The 467-nt window shown below is 41.8% G+C and carries 1 protein-coding gene; it reads left to right on the forward strand.

Going from position 1 to position 467, the window contains the following annotated elements; translation table 11 throughout:
- A partial coding sequence (tnpA, locus tag CHH75_RS24480; protein WP_141235888.1) for an IS200/IS605 family transposase occupies window positions 1–453 on the forward strand: 453 nt, incomplete at its 5' end.
- Window positions 454–467 lie beyond the last annotated feature (14 nt).

The following is a 467-nucleotide window of genomic DNA, read 5'->3' on the forward strand; positions in this document are numbered from 1 at the left end:
TTAGCTCACACGAAGTGGATGTGCAAGTACCACATTGTGTTCACCCCGAAGTATAGACGGAAAGAGATTTATAATCAAGTGAGGAAAGACTTAATCGAAATTTTCAAACGATTATGCAAATACAAGGGAGTGGAGATAATCGAAGGCCACATGATGCCCGATCATGTACATATGTTGGTAGCAATTCCCCCCAAAATCTCAGTATCATCATTTATGGGATACCTGAAGGGGAAAAGCTCACTCATGATATTCGAGAAGCATGCTAGCTTGAAGTATAAATATGGCAATCGAAAATTTTGGGCGGAGGGATACTACGTCAGCACAGTGGGCTTGAATGAAGCCACCGTGGCAAAATATATCCGTGAGCAAGAAGCACACGACCAGGCAATTGATAAACTGAGTGTGAAAGAGTATGAAGACCCATTCAGCAAAAACAGTAGCAAGAAGAAGTAAACCAGTTTAACTGG

This window comes from Paenibacillus sp. 7541 (assembly GCF_002276395.1).
Lineage (GTDB): Bacteria > Bacillota > Bacilli > Paenibacillales > Paenibacillaceae > Paenibacillus_AQ > Paenibacillus_AQ campinasensis.